This window comes from Modestobacter versicolor (genome assembly GCF_014195485.1).
GTDB classification, from domain to species: Bacteria; Actinomycetota; Actinomycetes; order Mycobacteriales; family Geodermatophilaceae; genus Modestobacter; species Modestobacter versicolor.
Genome location: NZ_JACIBU010000002.1, coordinates 234,851 through 260,062 on the forward strand (window position 1 = coordinate 234,851; position 25,212 = coordinate 260,062).

19 protein-coding genes are annotated in these 25,212 nt (G+C 74.7%); 4 read left to right on the forward strand and 15 right to left on the reverse strand.

From position 1 onward, the window contains the following. Positions 1 to 44: 44 nt before the first annotated feature. Positions 45 to 1,646: a phosphoglycerate dehydrogenase gene (serA, locus tag FHX36_RS21145; RefSeq protein ID WP_110552395.1), complete on the reverse strand. Its 1,602-nt coding sequence runs from the start codon at positions 1,644 to 1,646 to the stop codon at positions 45 to 47. Between the two features lie 159 nt (positions 1,647 to 1,805). Here serA and FHX36_RS21150 point away from each other — a divergent pair, with 159 nt between their 5' ends. Continuing rightward, entirely contained in the window at positions 1,806 to 2,738 is a 933-nt protein-coding gene (locus tag FHX36_RS21150) for a hypothetical protein (protein ID WP_110552394.1), read from the forward strand. A 54-nt stretch (positions 2,739 to 2,792) separates the two neighbouring features. On the opposite strand, the gene ilvC is transcribed toward FHX36_RS21150, so the two are convergent. From ilvC to ilvD, 6 genes are all read right to left on the reverse strand, one after another. Next, positions 2,793 to 3,818 (reverse strand): ketol-acid reductoisomerase, encoded by a 1,026-nt coding sequence (gene ilvC / locus FHX36_RS21155; protein ID WP_110552393.1) that lies wholly within the window; start codon positions 3,816 to 3,818, stop codon positions 2,793 to 2,795. 72 nt (positions 3,819 to 3,890) lie between these two features. Continuing rightward, positions 3,891 to 4,421: an acetolactate synthase small subunit gene (gene ilvN, locus FHX36_RS21160; protein ID WP_110552392.1), complete on the reverse strand. Its 531-nt coding sequence runs from the start codon at positions 4,419 to 4,421 to the stop codon at positions 3,891 to 3,893. A gap of 4 nt (positions 4,422 to 4,425) precedes the next feature. Next, a complete protein-coding gene (locus tag FHX36_RS21165; RefSeq protein ID WP_110552391.1) occupies positions 4,426 to 6,369 on the reverse strand; it encodes an acetolactate synthase large subunit in 1,944 nt (647 codons plus the stop codon). Positions 6,370 to 6,616: 247 nt separating this feature from the next. After that, a complete protein-coding gene (locus FHX36_RS21170) occupies positions 6,617 to 9,385 on the reverse strand; it encodes an EAL domain-containing protein (RefSeq protein ID WP_183514334.1) in 2,769 nt (922 codons plus the stop codon). Continuing rightward, the gene (locus FHX36_RS21175) at positions 9,382 to 11,979 is read right to left on the reverse strand and encodes a putative bifunctional diguanylate cyclase/phosphodiesterase (protein ID WP_183514336.1); all 2,598 of its coding nucleotides are present in this window, start codon (positions 11,977 to 11,979) and stop codon (positions 9,382 to 9,384) included. The genes FHX36_RS21170 and FHX36_RS21175 overlap by 4 nt, the downstream gene beginning before the upstream one ends. A 171-nt stretch (positions 11,980 to 12,150) precedes the next feature. Next, positions 12,151 to 13,860, reverse strand: a complete 1,710-nt coding sequence (gene ilvD / locus FHX36_RS21180) for a dihydroxy-acid dehydratase (protein WP_110553840.1) — start codon at positions 13,858 to 13,860, stop codon at positions 12,151 to 12,153. Between the two features lie 80 nt (positions 13,861 to 13,940). On the opposite strand from ilvD, the gene FHX36_RS21185 reads away from it, so the two are divergent. After that, positions 13,941 to 14,303, forward strand: a complete 363-nt coding sequence (locus tag FHX36_RS21185; RefSeq protein ID WP_110553841.1) for a PH domain-containing protein — start codon at positions 13,941 to 13,943, stop codon at positions 14,301 to 14,303. 72 nt (positions 14,304 to 14,375) lie between these two features. Here FHX36_RS21185 and FHX36_RS21190 read toward each other — a convergent pair whose 3' ends face one another. After that, a complete protein-coding gene (locus FHX36_RS21190; RefSeq protein WP_110553838.1) occupies positions 14,376 to 15,335 on the reverse strand; it encodes a 2-hydroxyacid dehydrogenase in 960 nt (319 codons plus the stop codon). An 83-nt stretch (positions 15,336 to 15,418) separates the two neighbouring features. On the opposite strand from FHX36_RS21190, the gene FHX36_RS21195 reads away from it, so the two are divergent. Further along, positions 15,419 to 16,570: a PQQ-dependent sugar dehydrogenase gene (locus tag FHX36_RS21195; protein ID WP_343056695.1), complete on the forward strand. Its 1,152-nt coding sequence runs from the start codon at positions 15,419 to 15,421 to the stop codon at positions 16,568 to 16,570. Positions 16,571 to 16,608: 38 nt separating this feature from the next. On the opposite strand, the gene FHX36_RS21200 is transcribed toward FHX36_RS21195, so the two are convergent. Genes FHX36_RS21200 through gatC form a run of 5 tightly spaced genes read right to left on the reverse strand, consistent with a single transcriptional unit; the run spans position 16,609 to position 20,704 of the window. After that, positions 16,609 to 17,151, reverse strand: coding sequence for a GNAT family N-acetyltransferase (locus FHX36_RS21200; protein WP_110552017.1), 543 nt, complete (start codon positions 17,149 to 17,151; stop codon positions 16,609 to 16,611). Positions 17,152 to 17,161: 10 nt separating this feature from the next. Beyond that, positions 17,162 to 18,679, reverse strand: a complete 1,518-nt coding sequence (gene gatB, locus FHX36_RS21205) for an Asp-tRNA(Asn)/Glu-tRNA(Gln) amidotransferase subunit GatB (RefSeq protein ID WP_258372692.1) — start codon at positions 18,677 to 18,679, stop codon at positions 17,162 to 17,164. Next, the gene (locus FHX36_RS21210) at positions 18,676 to 18,879 is read right to left on the reverse strand and encodes a hypothetical protein (RefSeq protein ID WP_110552018.1); all 204 of its coding nucleotides are present in this window, start codon (positions 18,877 to 18,879) and stop codon (positions 18,676 to 18,678) included. Before FHX36_RS21210 ends, gatB begins: the two co-directional genes overlap by 4 nt. Beyond that, positions 18,876 to 20,408: an Asp-tRNA(Asn)/Glu-tRNA(Gln) amidotransferase subunit GatA gene (gene gatA, locus FHX36_RS21215; protein WP_110552019.1), complete on the reverse strand. Its 1,533-nt coding sequence runs from the start codon at positions 20,406 to 20,408 to the stop codon at positions 18,876 to 18,878. Before gatA ends, FHX36_RS21210 begins: the two co-directional genes overlap by 4 nt. Beyond that, on the reverse strand, positions 20,405 to 20,704 hold the full coding sequence (gatC, locus tag FHX36_RS21220; RefSeq protein WP_110552020.1) for an Asp-tRNA(Asn)/Glu-tRNA(Gln) amidotransferase subunit GatC: 300 nt from the start codon (positions 20,702 to 20,704) through the stop codon (positions 20,405 to 20,407). Before gatC ends, gatA begins: the two co-directional genes overlap by 4 nt. 183 nt (positions 20,705 to 20,887) lie before the next feature. Here gatC and FHX36_RS21225 point away from each other — a divergent pair, with 183 nt between their 5' ends. Then, on the forward strand, positions 20,888 to 21,550 hold the full coding sequence (locus FHX36_RS21225) for an ACT domain-containing protein (RefSeq protein WP_110552021.1): 663 nt from the start codon (positions 20,888 to 20,890) through the stop codon (positions 21,548 to 21,550). Between the two features lie 39 nt (positions 21,551 to 21,589). On the opposite strand, the gene ligA is transcribed toward FHX36_RS21225, so the two are convergent. Next, positions 21,590 to 23,758, reverse strand: coding sequence for an NAD-dependent DNA ligase LigA (ligA, locus tag FHX36_RS21230; protein ID WP_181428748.1), 2,169 nt, complete (start codon positions 23,756 to 23,758; stop codon positions 21,590 to 21,592). Beyond that, positions 23,755 to 25,056, reverse strand: coding sequence for an HNH endonuclease signature motif containing protein (locus FHX36_RS21235; RefSeq protein WP_110552022.1), 1,302 nt, complete (start codon positions 25,054 to 25,056; stop codon positions 23,755 to 23,757). The genes ligA and FHX36_RS21235 overlap by 4 nt, the downstream gene beginning before the upstream one ends. Positions 25,057 to 25,212 lie beyond the last annotated feature (156 nt).

The following is a 25,212-nucleotide window of genomic DNA, read 5'->3' on the forward strand; positions in this document are numbered from 1 at the left end:
GGCCTCGGGCCGGTGCGGTGGGTGCGGCGGGTGCGGTGGACCCGTCAGCTCGGCCGGAGGTCGGCGGCCTGGGCCTGGCCCGCGCCGATCCGGCCGGCGATGTCGGCCAGCAGCTCGCCGCTGACCGGGTTGTCGACGGTGACCGCCATGAGCGCGTCGCCGCCCTGGTTGGTCCGGCTGACCTGCGCACCGGCGATGTTGATGCCCGCCTCCCCCAGCGCCGCACCGACGGTGCCGACGATGCCCGGCCGGTCGGCGTAGACGAAGAAGAGCAGGTAGCCGTCGGCGGTGAGGTCGACGTCGAAGCCGGCGACCTCGGTGAGCTTGGGCACCTGGTTCTTGCCGTAGAGGGTGCCGGAGACGGTGACCGTGGTGCCGTCGGACATCGCCCCGCGCACGGTGATCAGGTTCCGGTAGTCGGGGCTCTCGGTGTTGCTGGACAGCGTGACGTCCAGCCCGCGCTGGTCGGCGAGCAGCGGGGCGTTGACGTAGGTGACCGCCTCCTCCACGACGTCGGTGAAGACCCCGCGCAGCACGGCCAGCTGGACCACCGAGACGTCGAACTCGGCGATCTTGCCCTGCACCTCGACGTGCACGGACTGGGCCAGGCCGCCGGCGAGCGCGGTGAAGACCCGGCCGAGCTTCTCCGCCAGCGGCAGGCCCGGGCGCACGTCCTCGGCGACGACCCCGCCGGCCTGCACGTTGACCGCGTCGGGGACGAACTCGCCCTGCAGCGCCAGCCGGACGCTGCGCGCCACCGCGGTGCCGGCCTTGTCCTGCGCCTCGGTCGTGGAGGCGCCCAGGTGCGGGGTGACGACGACGTTGGGCAGACCGAACAGCGGGCTGTCGGTGCAGGGCTCCTTGGCGTAGACGTCGATGCCGGCCGCGCCGACCTGGCCGGACTGCAGCGCCTCGGCCAGCGCGGCCTCGTCGACCAGCCCACCGCGGGCGGCGTTGACGATGATCACGCCGCGCTTGGTCGCCGCGAGCTGCTCGGCGCCGATCAGCCCGAGGGTCTCCGGGGTCTTGGGCAGGTGGATGGTGATGAAGTCGGCCTCGCGCAGCAGCTCGTCGAGCGAGACGAGCCGGACGCCCAGCTGGGCCGCCCGGCCCGGCTGGATGTAGGGGTCGTAGGCGATCAGCGTGACGCCGAAGGCGGCCAGCCGCTGGGCCACCAGCACCCCGATCCGGCCCAGGCCGACCACGCCGACGGTCTTCTCGGTGACCTCGACGCCGGTGAACTTCGACCGCGCCCACTTCCCCTCGCGCAGCGAGGCGTCGGCGGCGGGGATGTGCCGGGCCGCGGCCAGCAGCAGCGCGACGGCGTGCTCGGCGGCGCTGACGATGTTGGAGGTGGGTGCGTTGACCACCAGGACGCCGCGCTCGGTGGCGGCCGGCACGTCGACGTTGTCCAGCCCGATGCCGGCCCGCGCCACGACCTTGAGCAGCGGCGCCGCGGCGAGCGCCTCGGCGTCGATCTGGGTGGCCGAGCGGATCAGCACGGCCGAGGCCTCGGCCAGCGCCGGCAGCAGCGCCGCCCGGTCGGCGCCGTCGACGTGCCGGATCTCGACGTCGCCGCCGAGCACCTCCAGGACGCTGGGTGCCAGCTCTTCGGCGATCAGGACGACGGGCGTGGTCGTGGTCACGGGAGCACAGCGTAGGGACGCCGCCGCTCCGGTGGACCGCCGGTGCCCACCGGTCCCACTGGGTGGACTCCGCCGAGGTGGGGGCCTGCTTGCCCGCCCCCACCCGCACCGCCATCCTGAGGCCGAGCGCCGGTGCCACCGGCCCGTGCGGAGGAGATCATGAGCAACGACCGGGACGACGCCCAGGGCCGTCAGGAGACGACCCCCTTCGGCCAGCAGGCGAGCGGGCAGCCGGACCGGTGGCAGGCCCCGCCGGAGGGCAGCAGCTCCGGGACGGGGGCCACCGCCGCGGGGTCCTCCCCCGCCGTCCCGCCGGGTCAGGAGCCCTCCGGCGGGGAGGACGACCGGTACGGGCAGACCCGGTACGGGCAGCCGGCCCAGTACGGCCAGCAGCCGTACGGGCAGCAGCAGTACGGCCAGGAGCAGTACGGGCAGCCGCCGTACGGGCAGCAGCCGTACGACACCGCCCAGTACGGCCAGTACGGGCAGCAGCCCTACGGCCAGGCGCCCTACGGCCAGGAGCAGTACGGCCAGCCCGCGTACGGCCAGTCGCCCTACGGCGGCTCCCCCTACGGCGACGTGCAGCCCGCCCGGCCCGGCACGGTCATCACTGCGGCCGTCCTCGGGCTGGTCCACGCCGCCATGGGCCTGCTGGTGACCGTGGCCTTCCTGGCCGGTGGCGCGGTCATCGACGACCTCGTCGACGCCCTGGAGAACAGCGACCCGAGCTTCGACACCGGCGCCACCGAGTCCGGCATCAGCGACGTCCGCGCCGTGCTGGTGGTCCTCGCCCTGCTCGCGCTGGCCTGGACCGTGCTGATGGTCTGGGGCAGCGTGCTCGCGCTGCGCGGCCGCAGCCGGGTGCTGCTGCTCGTCGGCTCCTCGATCGCGGTGGCGGTGAGCGGGCTGTTCTTCCTCTTCGGGCTGATCGGCGCCGTCTCCGAGCCCGGCCAGTCCGGGCAGGCCGGCGGCATCGTGTTCCTGCTGGTGCTCTTCCTGGCCGCGCTGGCGATGCTCGTGCTGCTCTGCCTGCGCTCGTCGGCCCAGTACTTCGCCGCCCACCGGCAGCGGCGGGCCCTCACCGGCCGCTGAACGGGAACGGCCCCCGCAGCGAGCGCTGCGGGGGCCGTTCGCCGGAGTCCGCTGCTACCGGGCGGCGGTGCCGGTGTAGTCGTCGGTCGCGCTGACCCAGCTCATCAGGCCGCGCAGCTGACGGCCGGTGGCCTCGATCGGGTGCGCCTCGGCGGCGGCCCGCTTGGCCTTGAAGTCCGGGGCGCCGGCGTCCTGGTCGGCGATGAAGGCCGCAGCCCACGTGCCGTCCTGGATGGCGGTGAGGACGTCCTTCATCGACTCCTTGACGCGGGCGTCGACGACCTTCGGGCCGGAGGTGTAGTCGCCGTACTCAGCGGTGTCGGAGACCGACCAGCGCTGCTTGGCGATGCCGCCCTCGTACATCAGGTCGACGATCAGCTTGAGCTCGTGCAGGCACTCGAAGTAGGCGATCTCGGGCTGGTAGCCGGCCTCGGTGAGCGTCTCGAACCCGGCGGTGACCAGCGCGGACATGCCGCCGCAGAGAACGGCCTGCTCGCCGAACAGGTCGGTCTCGGTCTCCTCGGCGAACGTCGTCTTGATGACGCCGGCCCGGGTGCCGCCGATGCCCTTGGCGTAGGACAGCGCCAGGGACTGGGCCGCGCCGCTGGCGTCCTGCTCGACGGCGATCAGGCAGGGCACGCCCTTGCCGTCGCTGAACTCGCGGCGCACCAGGTGGCCCGGGCCCTTGGGGGCGACCATCGCCACGTCCACGCCGGCCGGGGGCTTGATGTAGCCGAAGCGGATGTTGAAGCCGTGGCCGAAGAACAGCGCGTCGCCGTCCTGCAGGTTCGGCTCGACCGACTCGGCGTACAGCTTCCGCTGCACGTGGTCCGGCGCCAGGATCATGATCAGGTCGGCCTCGGCGGACGCCTCGGCGGGGGTGACCACGCGCAGGCCCTCGGCCTCGGCCTTGGCCCGGCTCTTGGAGCCCTCGGGCAGGCCGACCCGGACGTCGACGCCGGAGTCGCGCAGCGACAGCGCGTGGGCGTGGCCCTGGCTGCCGTAGCCCAGGACGGCGACGGTGCGCCCCTGGATGATCGAGAGGTCGGCGTCGTCGTCGTAGAAGATCTCGGCGGCCATGCGGTGGTGATCCCTTCGGTGGAGCGTGCTTTATCGCGATAAAGCGCGGGGTGGGGGTGGAACGGTCTCGGGTTACGCGGAGCGCTGGTCGACCGGGCGCAAGGTACCGGCGCCGCTCATCGACCGGGGTCCGCGGCCCAGCGCGACGGTGCCGGACTGGGCCATCTCCTTGATGCCCAGCGGGGCGAGGACGGCCAGCAGCGCCTGCAGCTTGTCCGGGGTACCGGTCGCCTCGAGGGTCACGGTGTCGACGTTGACGTCGATCACCCGGGCGCGGAACAGCTCGGCGGTCTGCAGCACCTGCTGCCGGTCGGCCAGCGGGGCGCGGACCTTGACCAGCAGCAGCTCGCGCTGCACCGCGGCGCCGCCGTCCAGCTCGACGATCTTGATGACCTCGATCAGCTTGTTCAGCTGCTTGGTGATCTGCTCCAGCGGCGCGGACTCCGCGTCGGCGACGATCGTCATCCGGGACAGGTCGGGGTTCTCCGTCGGGCCGACGGCGAGGGACTCGATGTTGAACCCGCGCCGGCTGAACAGCGCCGAGACCCGGGCCAGCACACCGGACTTGTTCTCGACCAGGACCGAGAGCGTGTGGCGAGTCATTGTCCTACACCTGTCCCTCTCCGAAGACCGGGCGGACGTCGCGCGCGGCCAGGATCTCGTCGTTGCTGGCACCGGCGGCCACCATCGGCCACACCTGGGCGTCGGAGCCGACGATGAAGTCGATGACCACCGGGGCGTCGTTGATGGCCATCGCCTTCTCGATCACCGCGTCCACGTCGTCCTTGCTCTCGCAGCGCAGGCCGACGCAGCCGAGCGCCTCGGCCAGGGCGACGAAGTCGGGGATCCGGACCTGCTTGGCCGCCCCCGCGCCACCGCCGTGGGTGTTGAGGTGGGTGTTGGAGTAGCGGCCCTCGTAGAAGAGGGTCTGCCACTGCCGGACCATGCCCAGGTTGCCGTTGTTGATGACCGCGACCTTGATCGGGATGCCCTCGATCGCGCAGGTGGCGAGCTCCTGGTTGGTCATCTGGAAGCAGCCGTCGCCGTCGATCGCCCACACCGTGGTGCCCGGCATGCCGTACTTGGCGCCCATCGCCGCGGGGACGGCGTAGCCCATCGTGCCCAGCCCGCCGCTGTTCAGCCAGGTGCCCGGCTTCTCGTAGCGGATGAACTGGGCGGCCCACATCTGGTGCTGCCCGACCCCGGAGGCGTAGATCGCGTCCGGCCCGGCGATCTCGCCGAGCCGCTCGATGACGTACTGCGGCGACAGGGCGCCGTCCTCGGGCCAGTCGTAGCCCAGCGGGTAACGGGCGCGCCAGTCCTCGAGCTGCTCCCACCAGGCCGCGAGGTCGGGGGTGCGCCCGGCCTCGTGCTCGGCGCGCAGCGCGGTGACCAGCTCGGCGATCGTCGCCTTGGCGTCGCCCACGATCGGGACGTCGGCCCGGCGGTTCTTGCCGATCTCGGCGGGGTCGATGTCGGCGTGGACCACCGCGGCGTTCGGCGCGAAGCTGGACAGCTCGCCGGTGACCCGGTCGTCGAAGCGGGCGCCCAGGGCGACCAGCAGGTCGGCCTTCTGCAGCGCGGTGACCGCGGTGACGTTGCCGTGCATGCCTGGCATGCCCAGGTTCAGCGGGTGGCTGTCCGGGAAGGCGCCGCGGGCCATCAGCGTGGTGACGACGGGCGCGCCGGTGAGCTCCGCCAGCTCGGCGAGCTCCTCGCTGGCACCGGCCTTGAGCACGCCGCCGCCGACGTAGAGCACCGGCTGGCGGGCACCGGCGATCAGCGCCGCGGCCTCGCGCACCTGCTTGCCGTGCGGGCGGGTGGTCGGCTTGTAGCCGGGCAGGTCGAGCCGTGGCGGCCAGGAGAAGTCGGTGGTCGCCTGCAGCACGTCCTTGGGAACGTCGACGAGCACCGGTCCGGGCCGGCCGGTGCTGGCCAGGTGGAACGCCTCGGCGATGCGCTGCGGGATCTCGTCGGCCGAGGTGACCAGGAAGCTGTGCTTGGTGACCGGCATCGTGATGCCGCGGATGTCGGCCTCCTGGAAGGCGTCGGTCCCGATGTAGCCGGTGGAGACCTGGCCGGTGATCGCGACGACCGGGACGGAGTCCATGTACGCGTCGGCCAGCGGGGTGACCAGGTTGGTCGCCCCGGGGCCCGAGGTCGCCATGCAGACGCCGACCCGACCGGTGGCCTGGGCGTAGCCGGTGGCGGCGTGCCCGGCGCCCTGCTCGTGGCGCACCAGCACGTGCCGGATGCCGGAGTCGAACAGAGGGTCGTAGAGCGGCAGGATCGCGCCGCCGGGGATGCCGAAGGCGACCTCCACCCCGACCGCCTCGAGCGAGCGGACCAGGCTCTGCGCGCCGGTGATGCCGGCGGCCGGCTCCGCGGCCGCCTCGGCCATCGACCGGGCGGTGGTCTCGACGCCGAGGGTCGCCGCGGCGGCGGCCTCGGTCGGGCTGACCGGGGTGGCCGGTGCCGGACCGGCTCCCGGCGCGGCGGTGGGGCCGGGAGCCGCTGCGGTGCGGCCGGCGCTGCTGGTGGTGGTGCTCATCTCGACGATCTCCCTGGGCGCGGGGTGGGGTGCTGCGGCGGACGCCTGCCGCTGGTCCGGTGGGTCGGCCGGACGGTGCCCGGCCAACAAAAAACCCCTCGTGCCCATGGCACGGAGGGGTGGCGCGTCGGTCGGGGGGACCGGCGCGCTAGCGGATCGCTACGAGCAGACGAGTGCGGGGCACGGTCACACTGTGCGCCCCCGCGCGTCCGCCGTCAACCGACCCGTTCCACACAGTGGGACGGGGTCACTCACCCACTGGGACGGCGACCTCGACCGGGGCGAGCGGGCCGTCCAGCAGCCCGGCGTCGAACGCGTCGATGACCGCGGCCAGCTGCGCCGGTGCCGTCGGCCGCCCGAGCAGGAAGCCCTGCAGGTACCGGCAGCCCAGCTCCTGCAGCCGGGCGAGCTGGCCCGGGGTCTCGACGCCCTCGGCGACGACGTCGATGGACAGCCGGCGGCCCAGCTCGATGACGCTGTGCACCAGGGCGGCGCTGCGCTCGTCGTCCTCGATGCCGGCCAGGAACTCCCGGTCCATCTTGAGCACGTCGACCGGCAGCCGGGCGAGGTAGGCGAAGGTCGAGTAGCCGCGGCCGAAGTCGTCCAGGGAGATGACGCAGCCCATGTCGTGCAGCGTCTGCAGGTCGCCGTCGGCGCGGTCGGGCTCGCCGATGAACAGCGACTCGGTGACCTCGAGCATCAGCCGCCCGGCGGGCACCCCGGACCGGGCCAGCGCGGCCGCGACGTCGGGCACCAGGCTCCCGGACTGCAGGTGCCGGACGCTGATGTTCACCCCGAGCTGCAGGTCGCGGTCCTCGGCGAGCAGGCCGGCCAGCTCGGCGGTGGCCTGCTCGAGCACCCAGCGCTGCAGCGGCACGATGAGGCCGTCGTCCTCGGCCAGCGGCACGAACTCGTCCGGCGAGACCTCGCCGAGCACCGGGTGGTCCCAGCGGACGAGCGCCTCCAGGCCGAGCACCCGGCGCTCCACCGTCCCGACGACGGGCTGGTAGACCAGCCGCAGCTGGCCGCGGGACAGCGCGTCGGGCAGGTCCCGGGCGAGCCGGGTGCGGCGCACGGTCGCGCTGTCGGCGGTCTCGCCGTGCCGGCGGACGCAGTTCTTGCCGGCCGCCTTCGCCGCGCGGAGCGCCAGGTCGGCGTTGCGCACGGCCACCGGCACCTCGTCGGCCGGGTGCAGCTCGGTGACGCCGATGCTGCAGGAGACGTCGAAGACCAGGTCCGGGTCGGCCCCGGGGGTGGGCACCGAGCGGTGCACCCCGGCCAGCTCGACGAGGATCCGCTCGGCCAGCGCGGTGGACTCGTCGAGCCCGGCGCGCACGACGACGGCGAACTCGTCGCCGCCCAGCCGTCCGACCAGGTCCCGGTCGCGCACGGTGGCGCGCAGCCGGTCGGCCACCTCGACGAGCAGCAGGTCGCCGGCCTCGTGCCCGGCGATGTCGTTGACCGCCTTGAACCCGTCGAGGTCCAGCAGCAGCAGGCAGGACTGCTCGCCCTCGCCGGCGCGGCTGCGGGCGTTGCCCAGCGCCGCCATCAGCCGGGCCCGGTTGGGCAGCCCGGTCAGGTAGTCGGTGTAGGCCATCCGCTCGAGCTCGAGCTCGGTCTCCCGGCGGTCGTCGACGTCGCGCAGGTGCAGCACCAGCCCGGCGCTGCCGGCGGTCACGTCGGCGCCGCGGACCGGGCCGAGGAGCGCACCGGAGGCCACCACCCGCACGGTCTCGTAGCGCGGCCAGCGGCCGTCCCGGGAGCGGAGCCGGAAGGTCCGCCCGCGCCCCTGGTCGGGGTCGGCGCCGGCCGCGAGGGCCGCCGCCAGCTCGGTGCTGTCGTCCTGGTGCACGAACTCGGTGAGCCGGCGGCCCTCCAGCTCGCGCGCCGTCCAGCCGTGCGAGTGGCTGCCGGCGCCGGAGTCCCAGGTGATCCGCCCGTGCTGGTCGAGCACGATGGTGATGTCGGCGGCGCTGTGCACCAGCGTGCGGAAGTAGGCCTCGGTGCGCAGCACCTGGCGGGTCAGCCGGGCGCCGTCCGCGGCCCAGACCAGGCTGCGGACGAACGTCAGCACCAGCAGCAGCGAGGCGGCGACCGCCTCGAACGGCTCGATCGGCCGCCCGGCGATCCGACCGCCCAGCAGCAGCAGGACGACGCCGAAGGCCGCGCAGTAGCTGATGACGACGCCCAGCAGCGGCACGGCGGCGACCTCGTCGTCCGGGTCGGTCGACTGCCCCGGGTCGGCGGCGATCGCCAGCGTGCCGAAGGCCAGCATCGCCATCCAGGCGGTGCCGGTGACGACGTCCGCGGCGGCGGAGGGGCTGACCGCGGCGATGGCGCCGCTGACGGTCACCACCCCCACGGAGGCGAAGCAGGCCAGCAGCCAGCCGGCGGCGATGCGGCGGGCCTCGCCCACGCCGGCGAAGGTGACCAGGCCGACCGTGCAGAGCACCGCCCCGAGGGCGGGGTAGCCCAGCGCCATCAGGTCGTCGACGGAGCCGACGGCCCGGCCGAGGACCGCGTCGAGCAGCACGTCGAGCAGCACACCCAGCGCCACCAGGGCGACCAGGGCGTCCAGCACCACCCGCGCGCTGATGCCGGTGGCGGCGGAGCGCACCAGCCGGGCGCAGCCCAGCAGCGCGAAGGGGATGGCGGCCAGCAGCGGCAGGTCCTGCCACCCGGCGGAGGTGGCGTTCACCCCGACCCCGCGGAGGGCGGCGATGGCCTCGCCCAGCGCCAGCAGCAGGGCGAGCACGGCGAAGGCCCGCCACGGCGCGGCGGACACCCGGTCCAGGCGCCGCTCGTGCCGGACGACGAGCACGCAGATCGCCAGCGACGCGGCCGCGAGGACCGCGGGGGCCAGGTGCGCGGAGGCCTCCGGCCACACCGCCTCGGCGGCGGCCAGACCGACGGCGACCGCGGCCAGCAGGGACAGCACCGTGGCGCGCGGCCAGGCGATGACCGGGACGAGCGGGGTGGCCCCGGGCACCGGCCGGGAGATCGAGGTGGCGGTCACGAGGCCTCGACCCGGCCGACGAGCCCGGGCCAGAGCCGGCCGTCGTGCGCGTCCAGCAGCTGCGTCAGCCCGACCAGGCCGACCGGCCGGGACAGCAGGAAGCCCTGCGCGAACCCGCAGCCCAGAGCGGAGAGCACGCCCAGCTGGCTGGCGGTCTCCACGCCCTCCGCGACGACGTCGATGTGCAGGACGGTGCCCAGCGCGACGACGGCCTCGCACACCGCGCGGGTGTACGGGTCGCGGTCGACGCGGGACAGCAGCGCCCGGTCCAGCTTGATGATGTCGACCGGCAGCCGGCCCAGCCCGGGCAGCGACGAGCTGCCCCGGCCGAAGTCGTCCAGGGCCAGGTGCACGCCCATCAACCGCAGCGCGGTGACGTCGTCGGCGACGTGCTCGCCCATCAGCGCCGACTCGGTGATCTCCACGACCAGCCGCTCCGGGGACAGCCCGCTCGCCCGCAGCGCCGAGGTGACGTCGCCGACGAGGGTGCCGGCCGCCAGGTGCTGGGCGGAGACGTTGACCCCGAGCTTGAGCTCGACGCCGTGCCCGGGCAGCGCGACAGCGGCGGCGGTGGCCGTGTGCAGCACCCAGCGCTGCAGCTCGACGACCAGCCCGGCGCGCTCGGCGACGGGCAGGAACTCGTCCGGGGGCACGTCGCCGTAGAGCGGGTGCTGCCAGCGCAGCAGCGCCTCGACGCCGGTGACCCGGTGGTCGGCCAGCGAGACGATCGGCTGCCAGACCAGGGCCAGCTCGCCGCGCTCGCGGGCGCCGACCAGGTCCCGGCGCAGCTGCTCGCGGCGGTCCCGGGCAGCGGTCAGCTCGGCGCGGTAGCGGCGCACCGAGCCCGCGCCGGCGCTCTTGGCGTCGAGCAGGGCGAGCTCGGCGCGGTCGACCGCCGCGCGGTCGGTGAGGCCGGCGACCAGCGGGGCCAGCCCGACCGCGGCGGTGAGGTCGACGATGCCGGCCTCGGTGGTGATCGGCGCCTCGATGACCGACAGGCAGCGCGCGGCCACCCGGTCCGGCTCGTCGCCGGTGCCGTGGGCCAGCACGCTGAACAGCTCCGCGCCGATCCGGGCCACCTGGTCCTCGGCGCGCACGGTGGCGCGCAGCCGGCGGGCCACCTCGACCAGGGCGACGTCCACGACCGCCCGGCCGGCGTGCTCGCCGGCCTCGCGGAGACCCTGGACCTCGATCAGCAGCAGGGCGACGTCCTCGGCCGCGTCTCCGGCCGGGGCCGCCAGCTCGCCGAGCAGCCCGTCCAGCACCACCCGCTGTGCGGCCCGGTTGGGCAGCCCGGTCAGGGGGTCGGTGAAGGCCAGCGAGCTGAGCTCGTGCTCGCGGTCCAGCCGGGCGGTGACGTCGCGGCAGTGCAGCACCAGGGCCCGCACGTCGGCGTCGCCGCGCAGGTCGCTGACGCCGGCCTCGAGCACCCGCCAGCCGCCGGAGACGGCCCGCAGCCGGAACTCGCGCAGGCCGATCGGGGCGGCACCGGCCGACCCGGCGACCCCGCCGGCCAGCCACACCCGGACCGCCTCGGCGTCCTCGGGGTGCACCGCCTCGACGAGCGGGCGGCCGGTCAGCGGCGGCGCGTCGACCGGGGGCTGCAGGCTCGGTGCGGCCCAGGTGACGCGCAGCTCGCTGTCCAGGATGAGCACGGCGTCGCTGCTGGAGCGCACCAGGGAGCGGAAGTAGGCCTCGCTGCGGCGGAGCCGCCCGGCGACCCGCGACTCGTCGCGGGCGGCGACGGCGCGCTGGGCGGCGGTGAGGGCCAGGCAGCAGAGCAGGGCGACCCCGGCCGCCCGGGACGGGTCGGCGCCGGCGAGCGGCGCACCGAGGTAGACCCCGGCCGCCACGACCATGACGACGTGCGGCAGGAGCTGGCCGGCCAGGCTGAGCCGGGCGGTGGTGCGGGTCGGCGGGGCGACGACGTGGGCGCCCGGGTCACGCAGCGCGGCCAGGCAGAGCAGCAGCAGGGCGCCCAGCTGGGCGCCGGTGACCCCGCTGACCAGCAGCGGCAGGTCCAGGTCCTCCCCCGCGACGGCGAACCCGTGCGCGGCGGCCCAGGTGCCGGCGGCCAGCAGCAGCAGCGCGCCGCTGGCCCGGCGGGCCCCGGCGGACAGCGTGATGAGCACCAGGACGGCGGACAGGATCGCGGCGGTGAGCACGCAGGCGAGCTCGAGGACCTGGCGGTCCGGGGCGGTGAGCGGCTGGCCGCCCAGCGCGGGACCGACGACGAGCACCTGCGCGAGCACCATCGAGGCGCTGAAGAACAGCGCGGTCTCGGTGAGCAGCCGGGCACCGCCGGAGCGGAGCTGCTCGCGGGTGAGGAGGGTCAGCACCGCGATCAGGGCGAGGCCGACGGCGGGCAGCGGGGCCAGCTGGCCGACCGGGTCGAAGAGGCCGGCCCGCGGGGCGCCGCTCACGACCGCGACGGCCACGCTGCTGGCCACGCCGAGGACCACGGCGACGGCTAGCAGCCGCCAGCCGCGCAGGCTGCGCCAGCCGTGCACGCCGGGTGACACCCGGGCACCGCTGCGCCAGAGCACCACGACGGTGACCAGCGCGGCAGCCATCAGCACCAGGTCGGCAGCCATCGGGGCAGCACCGCCCGCGGCCCCGGTCAGCACCGGGACGGCGAGCAGCCACCCTGCGGATGCCCGCCTGCGCTTCTGCTGCACCTCAGGAAGGTCGGCGTCCTGCGGCCCGCACTCCAGTGCGGCGGGGAGCGCCTCACCCGTCCGGGCGATGCCCGGACGGGTGCGACGTCAGCTGGTGATGGCGCCCCGGGCCGCCGAGCCGACCAGCTTCGCGTACTTCCCGAGCACGCCCCGGGTGTAGCGGGGGGCCGGCGGCGCCCAGCCCTCTCGGCGGCGGGCCAGCTCCTCGTCGTCCACCAGCAGCTCGAGCGTGCGGGCGGCGAGGTCCAGCCGGATCGCGTCGCCGTCGCGGACGAAGGCGATCGGCCCGCCGTCGGTGGCCTCGGGGGCGATGTGCCCGACGCAGAGCCCGGTGGTGCCACCGGAGAACCGGCCGTCGGTGAGCAGCAGGACGTCCTTGCCGAGGCCGGCGCCCTTGATCGCACCGGTGACGGCGAGCATCTCGCGCATGCCCGGGCCGCCCTTGGGGCCCTCGTAGCGGATGACCACGACGTCGTTGGCCTGCAGCGTGCCCTCGGTGACGGCGTCCATCGCGCCCTGCTCGCCGTCGAACACCCGGGCGGTGCCCTCGAAGACGTCGGCGTCGAAGCCGGCGGACTTGACCACCGCGCCCTCCGGGGCCAGCGAGCCGCGCAGGATCGTCAGGCCACCGGTCTTGTGGATCGGGTCGCTCATCGCGTGGATGATCGCGCCGTCGGGGTCCGGCGGGGTGATCTCGGCCAGGTTCTCGGCCAGCGTGCGGCCGGTGACGGTGAGGACGTCGCCGTGCAGCAGCCCGGCGTCCAGCAGCGCCCGCATGACCACCGGGACGCCGCCGATCCGGTCGACGTCGGTCATCACGTAGCGGCCGAAGGGCTTCACGTCGGCGAGGTGCGGGGTGCGGTCGCCGATCCGGTTGAAGTCGTCGAGGTCGAGGTCGACGTCGGCCTCGTGGGCGATCGCCATCAGGTGCAGGACGGCGTTGGTCGAGCCGCCGAGCGCCATGGCCACGGTGATGGCGTTCTCGAACGCCTCCTTGGTCATGATCTGGCGCGCGGTGATGCCCTTGCGGAGCAGCTCGACCACGGCCTCGCCGGAGGCGATCGCGATGGCGTCGCGGCGGGCGTCGGGCGCCGGCGGGGCGGCGCTGCCCGGCAGCGCCATGCCCAGCGCCTCGGCCACGCTGGCCATGGTGTTGGCGGTGTACATGCCGCCGCAGGAGCCCATGCCCGGGCAGGCGGCCTTCTCGATGGCGGTCAGCTCGTCGCGGGTGATCTTCCCGGCGGCGCAGGCGCCGACGCCCTCGAAGACGTCGATCAGCGTCAGGTCCCGGTCGCCGAGCTTCCCGGGGAGGGTGGAGCCGGAGTAGACGAAGACGCTGGCCAGGTCGAGCCGGGCGGCGGCCATCAGCATGCCGGGCAGCGACTTGTCGCAGCCGGCCAGCAGCACCGAGCCGTCGAGCCGCTCGGCGAACATGACGGTCTCGACCGAGTCGGCGATGACCTCGCGGGAGACCAGCGAGGCGCGCATCCCCTCGTGGCCCATCGAGATGCCGTCGGAGACCGAGATGGTGCCGAACTCCAGCGGGTAGCCGCCGGCGGCGTGCACGCCCTCCTTGGCCCGCTTGGCCAGCCGGTCCAGCGAGAGGTTGCAGGGGGTGATCTCGTTCCAGGACGACGCCACCCCGATCTGCGGCTTCACCCAGTCGTCGTCGCCCATGCCCACGGCGCGCAGCATCGCCCGGGCGGGCGCCTTGGCGTCGCCGTCGGTCACCTCGCGGCTGCGGGGCTTGACGTCGACGGTGCTGTCAGCGGTGGGGCGGTCCTCGACGGTCGTCACGACCGGCGATGGTAGGCCGGTGCCGGCCGGCGGTGACGCGCCTGGTCGTCGCCGTCCCACGGTCTGGGATGATCCGCGTCGTGGCGGTCGCTCGGTTGCGGATGAGCAGGACAGCGCTGCTCCCCGTCGTCTTCCTGTGCTTCTGCGTGCTGCCGCTGGCCGCCGCGTCGCCGTGGCTGCTCCTGCTGCTGGCCGTGCCCGCCGCGCTGGCCGCGTGGGTGCTGCGGGTCGGCGTCGACGTGGCCGAGGGCGGGATGACCGTGCGGTCCCTGGTCGGGGCGCGCACCGTGCCGTGGGCCGAGCTGGCTGGCATCCGGGTCGGCGGGCGCGGCGACCTGTGGCTGGTGACGACCGGCGACACCCAGGTGCGGCTGCCGGTGCTGCGGGCCCGCGACCTGCCCCGGCTCTCCACGCTCTCCGGCGGCCGGATCCCCGCCCCCTAGCGACGTGCTGGAACGGCCCCCTCGCAGGGGCCCGCCGCGAGCGTGCGAGCGGTGGGGGGCGAGGGGGTCCTCCTAGTACATGGCCACCACGTTCTGCAGCGGCTCGCCGGCCAGGACGCGCTCGAGCTGCTCCGTGACCGCCGCGGCCGCCCGGGCGTTGGTGTCGGGCACCGCCCCGGCCACGTGCGGCGTCAGCAGCAGGCCCGGCGCCGACCACAGCGGGTGGCCCTCGGGCAGCGGCTCGGGCTCGGTGACGTCCACGGCAGCCCGCAGCCGGCCCGACCGGAGCTCGGCCAGCAGCGCGTCGCTGTCGACGACCACCCCGCGGGCGGCGTTGACCAGCAGCGCGTCGTCCTTCATGGCGGCCAGGAACGCGGCGTCGACCATGCCGGTGGTCTGCGGGGTGACGGGCACCAGGAGCACGACCACGTCGGCGTGCGGCAGCAGCTCGGGCAGCTCCTCGAACGCGTGCACGCCGTCCCGCGCGGTGCGGGCCACCCAGGTGAGGTCGACGTCGAAGCCGGCCAGCATGTGGCCGACGGTGCGGCCGATGTCGCCGGCGCCGACCATCAGCACCCGGGCGCCGACGACCGAGTGCTCGGTGCCCGGCGTCCAGCGGCCGGCGTCCTGCTCGCGGGTGAAGTGCGGGATGCCGCGCTGCGCGGCCAGCAGGGCGGTGACCGTCCACTCGGCGGTCGCCGGCGTGTGGGCCCCGCGGGCGTTGCACAGCGTGACCCGCTCGGGCAGCCGGCCGACGAACTTCTCCGCCCCGGCGCTGAGCAGCTGGACCAGCCGCAGCTCCGGCAGCGCGTCGAGCACCTCGGGCGCCACGTCGTCGCCGCCCCGCGGCACCATCACCTGGGCGCGGGTGGCCTCGCCGGTGGGCACGCCCTCGGCCGGGTCGAAGCGGTGCGCGCGGACCCGCGGGGACAGGGCCTCCACCGCCTCGCCGAGTGCGCGGGAGGGGACGAGGACGTGCAGCGTCTCCTCGGGACCGAGCGGCAGGACGGGTGCGGCGGCGGTGTCTGGCACGGGTCCCGACCCTAGGCCCGGCGCACCGGGGCCCGCAGTGCGGGCGGCGGTGCTCGCCCGCCGTCCGCCGTACTGTTGCTGGCGTGGCACGGCGGACGGCAGCACCCGGCGCGCGGCGACTGGCTGCGGTGGCCCTCGGCTGCCTGCTGCTGGCCGGCTGCGGTGGCGGCTACGTGCCCTCCGGGCCGTTCCGCGAGGTGCCGCAGGGCCAGCCCCCGCAGGTCGCCCCGCCCCCGCCGAGCGGCCCGGTGCCCGCGCCGGCCGACCCGTCGACGCCGGGCACCGACGACCAGCAGGACGGCGACCCGAACGTGGTGGCCACCGGGCTCACCGTGCCGACCGGCCTGGTGGTGCTGCCCGACGGCACCGCGGTGGTCGGCGAGCGCGACTCCGGGCGGTTGCTGCAGGTCTTCCCGGACCGCTCCCCCGCGCGCGAGCTGATGACGCTCCCGGGCGTCGACGCGGCCGGCGACGGCGGCCTGCTCGGGCTCGCGCTGTCGCCGACGTACGCCGAGGACGGCCTGGTCTACGCCTACCTCTCCACCGCCACCGACAACCGGGTGGTCCGCTTCCCGCTCGGCGGAACGCCCAACCCGGTGCTCACCGGCATCCCCCGCGGCGAGGTCGGCAACGGCGGGGGCCTGCTGTTCGGCATCGACGGCACGCTGTACGTGGGCACCGGCGACACCGGCAACGCGGCGCTGGCGGCCGATCCCGCGTCGCTGGCCGGCAAGGTGCTCGCGGTCGACGTCTTCGGCCAGCCGGTGGCCCCCGGTGGTCCGGTGTTCAGCCGGGGGCACCGCAACGTGACCGCGCTCTGCCAGGGCGCCGAGCAGCTCTACGCCACCGACGAGGGGCAGACCGGTGCCGATGCCCTGGACGCCCTGACGGCGGGCGGGGACGTCGGGCTCGGCGGGGCCGACCCGGTGCTCGAGGTGCCGGCCGCCGACGGCGGGCTGGGTGGCTGCGCCGTCACCGGCCCGTACGTGTTCCTCGGCGCGATGGACGGCCGGGAGGTGCGGGTCGTCGAGCTCGACGGCACCGGCGCCCCGGTGGGTGAGCCCGAGTCGTTCCTGCCCGACGAGTACGGGCGGCTGCGCACGGTGGTGCTCGACCCGCAGGGCGCGCTGTGGATCACCACCTCCAACCGGGACGGCATCGGCACCCCGGAGGCCGACGACGACCGGGTGCTGCGGGTCGTGCCCCCCGCGTCGGGCTCCGACTCCCCGCTCTGAGAACGACCCTCCGGCCCCCCGCCCCTGCAGGAGGGCCGTCACCGCACGAAGCGGTGGACGACGTGGTCCGGCGGGTCGACCGGGTTGTCCGGCTCCAGCTCGCCCTCGGCGTACCAGGTGGCACCGGCCCGGAGCAGCGCCCGCCAGGACGCCGTGTTGCCCACCGCCACCGGCACCAGCACGTCGGAGGCGTCCGGGTGGTCGGCGAAGCCGCGGGCCACGGCGGCCGCGATCATCCCCGCGCCCAGCCCCCGGCCGCGGGCCTCCGGCTCCCCGACCAGGTAGTCGATGCTCAGCGACCCCGGCGGCACCGGGCACACCGGCGCCAGCTCGGCGACGTACTCCGGGTAGGCCTCGATCGGGTAGACCTGGACCAGGCCGAACGGCTCGCCGTCGTGCATGCCCAGGTACAGCGCGGTGACGTCGTCCCCGTCGATGCTGGGGCCGAAGTCCCGCTCGACCGCCTCGGGTGAGCTGTCGTGGTGCCACCAGCGGGCGACCAGCGGCTCGGCCAGCCACCGGCACACCAGCGGGAGGTCCGCCCGCCGCAGCGGGCGGAGCTCGACCGGCGGCAGCCCCACCCGGGACAGGCTAGGAGCTGAGGACCCGCTCCTCGAGCATCCGCTTCACGGTGGCGGCGTCGGCCTTGCCACGGGTGGTCTTCATGACCGCCCCGACCAGCGCGCCGAGCGCCTGGACCTTGCCCGACTGCACCTTGGCCACCACGTCGGGTGCCCCGGCGATCGCGGCGTCGACGGCGGCGACGAGCTCGTCGCTCTCCCCCATCACCGCCAGGCCCTGGGCCTCGACGACCTCCGCCGGGCTGCCCTGGCCGGCCAGCACGCCGTCGAGCACCTGCCGGGCGAGCTTGTCGTTGATGGTGCCGGCGGTGATCAGGCCGGCCAGCTCGGCGACCTGGGCCGGGGTCACGCCCAGCTCGCCCAGCTCGGTGCCGGCCTCGTTGGCCCGGCGCGCGAGGTCGCCGAGCCACCACTTGCGAGCCTCGGCCGGGCTGGCACCGGCGGCGACGGTCTCCTCGACCAGGCCGAGGGCGCCGGCGTTGGCCAGCCAGGTCATCTCGGTGCCCGAGATCCCCCACTCGCCCTGCAGCCGGGTGCGGCGGGCCGCCGGGAGCTCGGGCAGCTGGGCCCGCAGCTCCTCGATCCAGGCGGCGTCCGGGGCCAGCGGCACCAGGTCGGGCTCGGGGAAGTACCGGTAGTCGGTCGCCTCCTCCTTGCTCCGGCCGGAGGAGGTGCTGCCGGTGTCCTCGTGGAAGTGCCGGGTCTCCTGCACCACCCGGGCACCGTCGTCCAGGACGGCGGCCTGGCGGCGCATCTCGAAGCGGACGGCGCGCTCCACCGACCGCAGCGAGTTCACGTTCTTGGTCTCGGTGCGGGTGCCCCACTCCGGGGCGCCGACCGGGTTGAGCGAGATGTTGACGTCGCAGCGCAGGCTGCCCTGCTCCATCCGGACGTCGGAGACGCCGAGGGCCTGGACGATCTCGCGCAGCTCGGTGACGTAGGCGCGGGCGACCTCGGGGGCGAGCACCCCGGCGCCGGGCACCGGCCGGGTGACGATCTCGACCAGCGGGATGCCGGCCCGGTTGAAGTCGATGAGCGAGTGGTCGGCGCCGTGGATGCGGCCGGTGGCGCCACCGACGTGCAGGTTCTTGCCGGTGTCCTCCTCCAGGTGCACGCGCTCGATCTCCACCCGGTACGTGCGCCCGTCGACCTCGACGTCGAGGTGGCCGTCGACGCACAGCGGCTCGTCGTACTGGCTGGTCTGGAAGCCCTTGGGGATGTCCGGGTAGAAGTAGTTCTTCCGGGCGAACCGCGACCAGGGGGCGATGCGGCAGCCCAGCGCGAGGCCGATCTTGATGGTCGCCTCGACCGCGGCGGCGTTGGCCACCGGGAGCGAGCCGGGCATGCCCAGGCACACCGGGCAGGTGTGGGTGTTGGGCTCCGCGCCGAAGGTGGTGGCGCAGCCGCAGAACATCTTCGACGCGGTGCCGAGCTCGACGTGGGTCTCCAGGCCGATGACCGGCTCGTAGCGGGTCAGCAGCTCGTCGTAGTCGACCAGTCGGTCACCGGCGGTCACAGCGGTGGTCACTTGCTCTCCTCGGGAGAGGACGGGGTGGGCCGGCCGGTGGCCGGCGGGGTGCGGAAGGCGAACAGCGCGGCCAGGCCGGTCAGCACCCCGAGCGCGATGAAGACGGCGAAGACCGGGCGCCCGCTGGTGGCCCAGCCGATGATGCCGGCGAGGACGACGAAGACGGTCAGCGCCCAGGCGGCCTTGAGGGCGCCGTTCACGAGGCACCCGCCAGTGCGGGGAGCTCGTCGAGCAGCCGGTGGCCGCGGGTGGCGTCCTGGGCGGCCTCCAGCGCGGCGGCGACCCGGTAGCAGCGGTCGTCGGCGAGCGCCGGCGCCATGATCTGCAGACCGACCGGCAGCCCCTCGGACAGCCCGCTGGGGACCGAGATCGCCGGCAGGCCGGCCAGGCTGGCCGGCAGCGTGCACAGGTCGGCGGCGTACATCGCGATCGGGTCGTCGACCCGGGCGCCGAGCGGGAAGGCCACGGTCGGCATGGTGGGGCTGACCAGGACGTCGACGTCGGCGAAGGCAGCGGTGAACTCGCGGGTGATCAGCGTGCGGACCTTCTGCGCCTGCCCGTAGTAGGCCTCGTAGTAGCCGCTGGACAGCGCGTAGGTGCCCAGGATGATCCGCCGCTTGACCTCGGGCCCGAACCCCTGCTCGCGGGTGAGCGCCATGACCTCGTCCAGGTCGTGGTCGCCGTCGTCGCCGACCCGCAGGCCGAAGCGGACGCCCTCGTAGCGGGCCAGGTTCGACGAGGCCTCGCTGGGCGCGATCAGGTAGTACGCCGGCAGCGCCAGGTCGAAGGACGGGCAGGAGACCTCGACGACCTCGGCACCCAGACCGGCGAGCACCTCGACGGCCTCCCGGGTGCGGGCGAGCACGCCGGGGTCGTAGCCGTCGGTGTGGCCGTCGCCGCCGAGCTCGCGGACCACGCCGACCCGGACGCCGCGCAGGTCACCGGCGGCACCGGCGCGGGCGGCGGCGGCCAGGCCCGTGAGCGGCTGCTCGATGCTGGTGGAGTCGCGCGGGTCGTGGCCGCCGATGACCTCGTGCATCAGCGCGGCGTCCAGCACGGTGCGGGCCATCGGGCCGGCCTGGTCGAGGCTGGAGGAGAACGCGATCAGGCCGTAGCGGGAGACCGAGCCGTACGTGGGCTTGTGCCCGACCAGGCCGGTGACCGCCGCGGGCTGGCGGATCGAGCCGCCGGTGTCGGTGCCGATCGCCCAGGGGGCGAGGTGGCCGGCGACCGCGGCGCTGGAGCCGCCCGAGGAGCCGCCGGGGATCCGGCTGAGGTCCCAGGGGTTGCGGCTCACCTGGTAGGCGGAGTTCTCGGTGGAGGAGCCCATCGCGAACTCGTCCATGTTGGTCTTGCCCAGCATCACCGTGCCGGCGTCGGCCAGCCGGGTGGCGATGGTGGCGCTGTAGGGCGGGCGCCAGCCCTGGAGGATCTTCGAGCCGCTGGTGGTGGGCACGCCCTCGGTGACGACGAGGTCCTTGAGCGCGACCGGCACACCGGCGAGCGGGCCGAGCGCGGCGCCGCTGGAGCGGGCCTCGTCGACCGCCGTCGCGGCGGCCAGCGCGGAGTCGTGCTCGACGTGCAGGTAGGCGCCGAGCTGGTCGTCCTCGGCGGCGATCCGGTCCAGGTGGGCGCGGGTCACCTCGACGGCGCTCACCTCACCGGCGGCCAGCAGCCGGGACAGCTCGGCGACGTCGACCGTCGTCAGCTCGGTGCTCGGCGTGGTCACTCCTCCTCCTGCAGGATGCGGGGCACGCGGAAGCGGTCGTCCTCGGCGGCGGGTGCGCCGGCGAGGACCGCGTCGCGCGGCAGGCTCGGGGTGACCACGTCGGGGCGCAGCACGTTGGTCAGCGGCACGGCGTGCGACATCGGCGGGACGTCGGCGACGGCGGCCTCCCCGACCCGCGCGACGGCGGCGAGCACCTGCTCGAGCTGGCCGGCGAACCGGTCCAGCTCCTCGTCGGTCACCGCGAGGCGCGACAGCCGCGCGAGGTGCGCGACGTCGTCCCGGGAGATGGTGCTCATGCTGTGCCGTCCATGCTGGGTCAGGACCCTCTTCCGTATCGCTCCAGGACCCTGCCACTGTACGTGGGGGCCCGATCTCCCCCGATCGCGAGCCGGGCTGGATACCGGGGCCCGGATGCGGGAGGCTGGCGGTCGTTCACGATCGACGACGATCGGCCGCGCAGCACGGCACCGGAGGGATCCGTGTCCTACCTCTTGCGGCTGGTCGTCCCCGACCGGCCCGGCATCCTCGGCGCGGTCGCGACCGCGCTGGGCGCCGCCGGGATCGACATCGTCTCCGTCGACGTCCTCGAGCGCGGCAACGGCGTGGCCGTCGACGACATCGTCGTGGAGCTGCCCGCCGACCGGGTCGCCGACAGCCTGATCACCGCCGCCACCGCCGTGCCGGGGGTGCAGGTGGAGTCGCTGCGCCCGTTCGCCGGCCCGCTGGACACCCACCGGGAGCTCGACCTGCTCGAGGCCCTGGCCCCGGCCGGGGAGGGCACCGCCAAGGTGCTCGCCGCCGAGCTGCCCCGGGTGTTCCGCAGCGGCTGGGCGGTCGTGCTCAGCGGGTCCGGCTCCGACGTCACCCTGCTCGCCGCGTCCGACGCCGCCCCCTCGCTGGACGGCCTGACGCTGCCGTGGCTGCCCCTGCGCTCGCCGTTGCTGCTGCCCAGCGACGCGGACTGGGTGCCGCAACGCTGGCAGGAGATGGCGGTGGAGATGATGGCCGCGCCGCTGGACCCGGAGGGCACCGCGGTGCTGCTCGGCCGCTCCGGCGGGCCGGCCTTCCGCCGCTCGGAGCTGCTGCGGCTGGCGCACCTCACCGGGCTGGCGGCCACCGTCGCCCGGCTGCCACCGGCCTAGTCGCAGGACCCCGCTGCCCCCATCCTGGGGCGGGGCCGATCAGCCCTCGGCCGTCGCGTCGCCGATGGTGGCCACCTCGCGGGCCGCCTCGGGGCCCTGCTCCAGCAGCACGGCGAACCCGTCGTCGTCCAGGATCGGCGCCTTCACCGAGACCGCCTTGTCGTACTTGCTGCCCGGGTCGGCACCGACCACGACGAAGCCGGTCTTCTTCGACACCGAGCCGGTCACCTTGCCGCCGCGCTCCTGGATCGCGGCGATGGCGGAGTCCCGGCTGTGGTCGCGCAGCGACCCGGTGACGACGACGGTCACGCCGGTGAGCGGGCCGGGGCCGTCGTCGGACTCCGGGTCGGCCATCCGGACGCCGGCCTGGCGCCACTTCTCCACGACGTCGCGGTGCCAGTCGACGGCGAACCAGTCACGGACCGCGGCGGCGATGGTGGGGCCGACGCCCTCCGCGGCGGCGAGCTCGTCCTCCCCCGCCTCCTGCAGCCGGTCCAGCGAGCGGAACTCGCGGGCCAGCGCCTGGGCGGCGGTCGGGCCGACGTGCCGGATGGACAGCGCGACCAGCACGCGCCAGAGCGGGACGTCCTTGCGGGTCTGCAGGTTCGCCAGCAGCTTCTGCCCGTTGGCCGAGAGGGTGCCGTCCTTCTTGGTGAAGAAGTCGGTGCGGCGGAGGGCCTCCTCGTCGAGGGAGAAGACGTCGCCCTCGTCGGTGAGCAGCCGGCTCTCCAGGAGCGCGATGGCTGCCTCGTAGCCGAGCACCTCGATGTCGAAGGCGCCGCGGCCGGCGACGTGGAAGACCCGCTCCCGCAGCTGCGCGGGGCAGGACCGGGCGTTGGGGCAGCGGATGTCGGCGTCGCCCTCCTTCTCCGGGCGCAGCTCGGTGCCGCACTCGGGGCAGTGCGTGGGCATCTCGAACTCGTGCTCGGACCCGTCGCGGGCGGCGACGACCGGGCCGAGCACCTCCGGGATGACGTCGCCGGCCTTGCGGATGACCACGGTGTCGCCGATCAGCACGCCCTTGCGCTTGACCTCGCTGGCGTTGTGCAGCGTGGCCAGCTGCACCGTGGAGCCGGCGACCTTGACCGGCTCCATGTAGGCGAACGGGGTGACCCGGCCGGTGCGCCCGACGTTGACCTTGATGTCGAGGAGCTTGGTGGTCGCCTCCTCCGGCGGGTACTTGAAGGCGATGGCCCAGCGCGGCGCCCGGCTGGTCGAGCCGAGCCGGCGCTGCAGCGAGACCTGGTCGATCTTGACCACGACCCCGTCGATCTCGTGCTCGACGGAGTGCCGCTGCTCGCGGTAGCGCTCGATGAAGGCCCAGACGCCCTCGAGGTCGTCGACGACGGCGTAGCGCGAGCTGACCGGCAGTCCCCACGCCTTGAGCTGCTCGTAGGCCTCGGACTGGCGCTGCGGCTCGAAGCCGCGGCGGGCACCGATGCCGTGCACGACCATGCTCAGCGGGCGCTTGGCGGTCTCGCGGGCGTCCTTCTGCCGGAGCGAGCCGGCGGCGGCGTTGCGCGGGTTGGCGAAGGGCGCCTTGCCCGCCTCGACCAGCCCGGCGTTGACCTCGGCGAACGCCGCGACCGGGAAGTAGACCTCGCCGCGCACCTCGAGGAACTCGGGGACGTCGTCGCCGGCCAGCTGCTGCGGGACGACCGCCATGGTGCGCACGTTGGCGGTGACGTCCTCGCCGGTGACGCCGTCGCCGCGGGTGGCCGCGCCGACCAGCCGGCCGCGCTCGTACACCAGGTCGATGGCCAGGCCGTCGACCTTCAGCTCGCAGAGCCAGCCGGCGCCGGTGGCGCCGTCGCGCTCGGCGCGGGCGGCCCAGGCGGAGAGCTCGTCGGAGCTGAACACGTTGTCCAGGCTCTGCATCCGCTCCGGGTGGGTGACCGGGGCGAAGGTGGCACCGAAGCCGCCGTTGACCTTCTGGCTCGGCGACTCCGGGGTGACCAGCGCCGGGTGGGCGGCCTCGAGCGCCTTCAGCTCGGCCATCAGCTCGTCGTACTGGCCGTCGCTGACCAGCGGGGCGTCCTGCACGTAGTAGGCGAAGGCGTACCGGTCGAGCTCCTCGGAGATGTCGCGGTGCCGGGTGCGCGCGTCGTCGGGGACCTCGGTGAGGTCCTCCCGCTCGACGGCGGCCTCGACCGACGGCTGATCGGGCCTGTCGACCGCTTCCTGCTCCACCTCTGCCTCGGTGCTCACGGAGCAGACCGTAACCGGCCGGTCCGACGGGAAACCGACGGCGACGCACGGTCACCCGAGGGGGTCACCGGGCCAGGGCGCGCACCGACCAGGATCCGCACGGGGTCCGGACCGAGGCGGATCTCGGTGCCGTCGGGTCGCCAGGTGCGCCACCGCCCGCCGGGATCCCGTTCGACGCGGAAGCCGTGGTGGACCTTGGTGTGGTGCCGCTCGCACAGCAGCGCTGAGTTGTGCAGCGAGGTGTCGCCGCCGTGCAGCCAGTGCACCAGGTGGTGCACGTCGCACCAGTGGGTGGGGGCGGTGCAGCCGGTGAACACGCAGTGCCCGTCGCGCTGCTCCACCGCCCGCCGGATGTGCGCGGGCACCACGCGCTGCGTGCGCCCGACGTCGAGTGGGAGCCCGTCCGGGCCCATGACGATGCGCGAGACGGTGCCGTCGCAGGCCAGCCAGCGCGCCCGGGCGGCGGAGATCCGGGCACCGAACCCGGTCGCCGCCGCACCGGGGCCGGTGGCCGAGTCAGCGAAGTCGTCCATGTCCAGGGTCACCACGACGTGCGGCTTCACCGTCCGCAGCGTCGGCAGGCTGCCGGCGGCCAATTGGTTGTCGCAGAGCTGGACGAGGGCGTCGGCGTTCCGCTGCCCGCGGGTCCGGTCATCCCCCTTCGGGCGGGAGGCCTGCACGATCGACTCGATCGCCGCCTGCACCTTCTCCCCACCCACCGCGTCCAGGTCGAACCGGCCGGTGACACTGCCGTCGGTGTGCCGCGCAATGGTCAGCCGGCGTCCCTCGGTCGGGTCCGGCTCCACACCATCGGGGTCCAGGGCGGCCCCGAACGCCTGCACCGCGGTGACCAGCATCGCGTGCGGCGCACCCTCGGCCACCGCCGTCCACGCCTGGTCGAACGGCGCGAGATCCACCCCCTGCTCGGCCGCCTGACCGCGCTCACGCTCGCCAACCACCGAGGCGACCACATCGACCTGCGCCGCGGTCACCGCACCCTCGGCGAACCCCGCGGCCAGCGCCGGGAAGTGCTCCAACGCTCGCCCCGACCGCACCACCCGCGACGCCTCCGCCGGCGCCAGCCGGGCATGGCCGATCAGCCACGACCGCATGCTCTTCAGCCCGTCGTGCTCCGCCGCCTGCGTCGTCTCCGCGTGCCGCACCGTGCGGGTCAGCTCCGCAGCGACCCGGTTCCCGACCGCGACCAGCAGGGCGACCCGATCCAACACCTCACCGTCGGTGAGGTCGTGCAGGTCGTCGCCAGCGAGCGCGTCCAGGACCGACCGCAACTCGCTCACGACACCTCCCGACCGACTCGAACACGTGTACGAAGTCTAGCCGAACAGGTGAGCCGCGACCACCCGTATCCCCAGGTCAGAAGCCCGTCCACAGATGCACAACGCCCGTTGACACCGCGCCGAGGGAGCCAACTCGGTTGCGGTCACCTGCAGGCT

What these genes read in the sequence shown, in the direction of transcription:
- ilvC (WP_110552393.1), bottom strand. Translation starts at nt 3,818, where the DNA reads ATGGCCGCCGAGATCTTCTACGACGACGACGCCGACCTCTCGATCATC.
- FHX36_RS21175 (WP_183514336.1), bottom strand. Translation starts at nt 11,979, where the DNA reads ATGGCTGCCGACCTGGTGCTGATGGCTGCCGCGCTGGTCACCGTCGTG.
- FHX36_RS21150 (WP_110552394.1), top strand. Translation starts at nt 1,806, where the DNA reads ATGAGCAACGACCGGGACGACGCCCAGGGCCGTCAGGAGACGACCCCC.
- gatC (WP_110552020.1), bottom strand. Translation starts at nt 20,704, where the DNA reads ATGAGCACCATCTCCCGGGACGACGTCGCGCACCTCGCGCGGCTGTCG.
- ilvN (WP_110552392.1), bottom strand. Translation starts at nt 4,421, where the DNA reads ATGACTCGCCACACGCTCTCGGTCCTGGTCGAGAACAAGTCCGGTGTG.
- FHX36_RS21165 (WP_110552391.1), bottom strand. Translation starts at nt 6,369, where the DNA reads ATGAGCACCACCACCAGCAGCGCCGGCCGCACCGCAGCGGCTCCCGGC.